The following is a 3561-nucleotide window of genomic DNA, read 5'->3' on the forward strand; positions in this document are numbered from 1 at the left end:
GGCGTGCGAGGCCGTGCGCGACGCGCTGGTGACCGGCGACCTGAGCGCGGCCATGAACGCGGCCAGCGTGGGTGGCGCGGGGATGCGCGAGCTGCGCCCCCTGCTGGCGCTGGCGGACCGCCTCGGGCGCCTGGGGCGGGCGCTGGTGCCGGGCGCGCTCAACTCGCTGGAGGTGCGCTACACCGGCCCGCGCGAGCACGCGCCGCGTCCGCTGCTCCTCTCCGCGCTGCAGGGCGCGCTTCGCGACGTGGTGGAGCACCGGGCCATCAACCTGGTGAACGCGCAGCACGTGGCCGCCGAGCGGGGGATCGAGACGGCGACGACGATGGTGGGCGGACGCGGCGAGCTGGGCGAAGAGATCGAGCTGCGGCTGGAGGGCGGCGAGCGCAGCATTCGCGTGGGCGGCGCGCTCCTGGGCGAAACGCACGGGCGCATCGTGCGCATCGGGGCGTTTCGCGTGGACGTGGCCCCGCGCGGCGTGATGATGGTCATCCGCAACCGCGACGTTCCCGGCGTGATCGGGCGGGTGGGCACGCTGCTGGGCGAAGCGGGGGTGAACATCGCCGAGTACCACCAGGCGCGCCTGTCCGTCGGTGGCGAGGCGCTGGCCGCGGTATCGGTGGACAGCCGCATCCCCGCCGAGGTGGTGGACCGGCTGACGGCGCTGCCGGAGATCCTGGACGTGCGCCAGGTGGAGATGGAGTAAAGGGGATATCGCGCGTTTTCCCGCATCCGGCGCATCTCTTGCCTGAGTGCGCCTGACTGCACGCCGACCAAAACAACGCTCGCCCACGACGCACGCCCATGGGTATCCGGTACTGGCTGAAGAAGCGCATGTCGGAGGCCGTCAACGAAAACGGCGACCTTCCGCTGCACGTATCCATCCTCCACACCATCTTCGGCGGAGACGAGCCCACGCCCCGCGCGCTGGGCGAGCACGACCAGAAGACGTATCCGCGCGAGCTGCAGGAGCTGCTGCGCCGGCGCGACGACGTGGCGCAGGAGGTGATGGACATGGACCTGACTAACCGGGCCGCCCGCGTCGCCGCCATCCCGCGGCTTCGCGAGCTGCTGCGCACGTACCCGCACCCGCTGCTGTACGAGGCGCTGATCAACGCCTACGTCGACGAGGGGCGGTGGGACGAGGCCCGGGGCGCCGCCTTTGCCGCCCGCGAGCGCCGCGTGGAGGTGTCGCGCTCTCCCTATTCGGAGATCCGCGGCGAGATCGACCGCCTGAACGAGTGGACGCCCGAAGAGGTGGACGCCCTTCGCCAGGAGCGCGAGGCCCGCGCCGCGCCGTCCGCCTGACGCACGGGCCACTCGGCTGGACCGTCCCGAGCCCCGCCCCACGGCGGGGCTCGGTGTTTTCCCTGACGATTGCGGCGTGACGTTCGTTGCCACGATTACCGTCGGGACCGTACTGACGGCCGCTCGCGAAACCCTTGCTCGATGGACGGTGCACGGCGTATCGTGAGCACGTTCCGTCCCCATTGCCCCGGCACACGTCGTCCGTTTCCATCACCCCGCGCCCGCGGGATGCACGCGCGGCGAAACACACCGCCGGCCCTCGCGCCGGCACAATCCACCCTGCTCCGTGAGGAACGCATGCGGCTTCCCGCCGGACGTACCCTGTTGTTTCTGGTCGCCCTGCTGTTTTCGTCCGCCCTTCCCGCGTCCGCGCAGAACGGCAGCGTCAGCGGCACCGTGCGAGACGTGTCGACCGCCACGCCACTTCGCGGCATCCGCGTAGAAGCGGTGTCCGCCAGCGGGCGCGTGGCCGGCAGCACCGTCACGGGCGAGAACGGCACCTACACCCTTCGCGACCTGGCTCCCGGCAGCTACGCGCTGGTCCTTTCCGGCACCGACGTTCCCGTCCGCCGGCTGGACGTGGAGGTGACGGCGGGGCGCACGTCGCGGGTGGACGCGCAGCTCGCGTTTGGAAACGTGCGGCTGGACCCGGTGGTCGTCTCGGCCTCAAAGCGCCCCGAAAAGGCCGTGGAGGCACCTGCGCGGGTCGAGGTGGTGACCGCGAAGGAAGTGGAGGACCGGCCGGCGGTTACCCTGGTCGACCACCTGCGCGACGTGCCGGGCGTGGACGTGGCGCAGACGGGGCTGCAGTCCACCAACGTGGTGGCGCGCGGCTTCAACAACATCTTCAGCGGATCGCTCCACGCGCTCACCGACAACCGCATCGCGGGCGTGCCCAGCCTGCGGGTGAACTACCTGCACTTCATTCCCAGCACCAGCGAGGACGTGGCGCGGATGGAAGTGGTGCTGGGGCCCGGCGCGGCGCTGTACGGGCCCAACACCGCCAACGGCATCCTGCACATCATCACCAAGAGCCCGCTGGACGAGCAGGGAACCACGGTCGCCTTCAGCGGCGGCAGCCAGGACCTGCGGCAGGGCGAGTTCCGCACGGCGCACCTGATCACCCCCGACCTTGGCGTCAAGCTGAGCGGGCAGATCCTGCAGGCCACCGAGTACTCGTTCACCGACCCGGCCGAAGCGGCGGAGCAGTCGCGCTTTGGCTGCGCGCTGAACCCCGGGGGCTGCTCGGCCTCGCAGGTCGCGGCCGCCCGTGTGGCCCGCAACGACCTGGCTTTCGCCGTGGGCATCGACTCCACGGCGGCGCTGCAGCGGATCGCGCGCATCGGAAATCGCGATTTCGACATCTCTCGCTGGGGCGGCGAGGCGCGGCTGGACTGGCGCGCCACCCCTTCGATGACGACGGTGCTTTCCGGCGGACTGACCAACGAGGCCAACGGGATCGAGCTCACCGGCCTGGGGGCGGCGCAGGTGACGGACTGGATGAGCAGCTACGTGCAGGCGCGCACCACCTGGAACCGGCTGTTCGCGCAGGTCTACCTGAACCAGAGCAACGCGGGCGACACGTACCTGCTTCGCAACGGCGCACCCATCTCCGACCAGTCGCGCCTGCTGGTGGGGCAGCTGCAGCACGGGTTCAGCATGGGGAACGGACGCCAGAACTTCACCTACGGCGCCGACTACCTGTTCACCGATCCCCGTACCTCCGGCACCATCAACGGGTGGTACGAGGACGACGACCAGACCACCGAGCTGGGTGCCTACCTGCAGTCGGAGACCGACGTTTCCGACCGGCTGTCGCTGGTGCTGGCGGGGCGCGTCGACACGCACTCGGCGCTCCCCGATCCGGTGTTCTCGCCCCGCGCGGCCGTGGTCTTCAAGCCGCGCGAGGGACACGCGCTTCGCGTGAGCTACAACCGCGCGTTCAACACGCCCAGCTCGCTGAACCAGTTCCTGGACCTGGGCTCGGCACTGCCGGGGACGGACGCGGGAAGCGCCGGGCTGCGGCGGCTGGGCTACAGCCTGCGCATCCAGGGGACGGGCGAGAACGGGTTCTCGTTCCGGGACGCGGCCGGCAACTACCAGATCCGCTCGCCCTTCAACACGGCCAACCCGGGGCAGCTCATTCCCGCGGCCGGGGTGTCGCCCACGTTCTTTCCGGCCGCGGTGGCGGTGGTGGCGCAGCAGGCCGCGGCGGCCGGCACGCCGCTCCCCGCGCCGCTGGTGGCCTACCTT

General features: G+C 71.0%; 3 protein-coding genes. All 3 read left to right on the forward strand.

The features are described 5' to 3' along the window. A partial coding sequence (locus VIB55_RS00700) for an ACT domain-containing protein (protein WP_331874737.1) occupies window positions 1-706 on the forward strand: 706 nt, incomplete at its 5' end. A gap of 98 nt (window positions 707-804) precedes the next feature. Beyond that, window positions 805-1308, forward strand: coding sequence for a hypothetical protein (locus VIB55_RS00705; protein WP_331874738.1), 504 nt, complete (start codon window positions 805-807; stop codon window positions 1306-1308). Between the two features lie 297 nt (window positions 1309-1605). Continuing rightward, window positions 1606-3561, forward strand: a 1956-nt coding sequence (locus tag VIB55_RS00710; RefSeq protein WP_331874739.1) for a TonB-dependent receptor, incomplete at its 3' end; no start/stop codon positions are given.

Source organism: Longimicrobium sp. (genome assembly GCF_036554565.1).
Classification (GTDB): Bacteria; Gemmatimonadota; Gemmatimonadetes; order Longimicrobiales; family Longimicrobiaceae; genus Longimicrobium.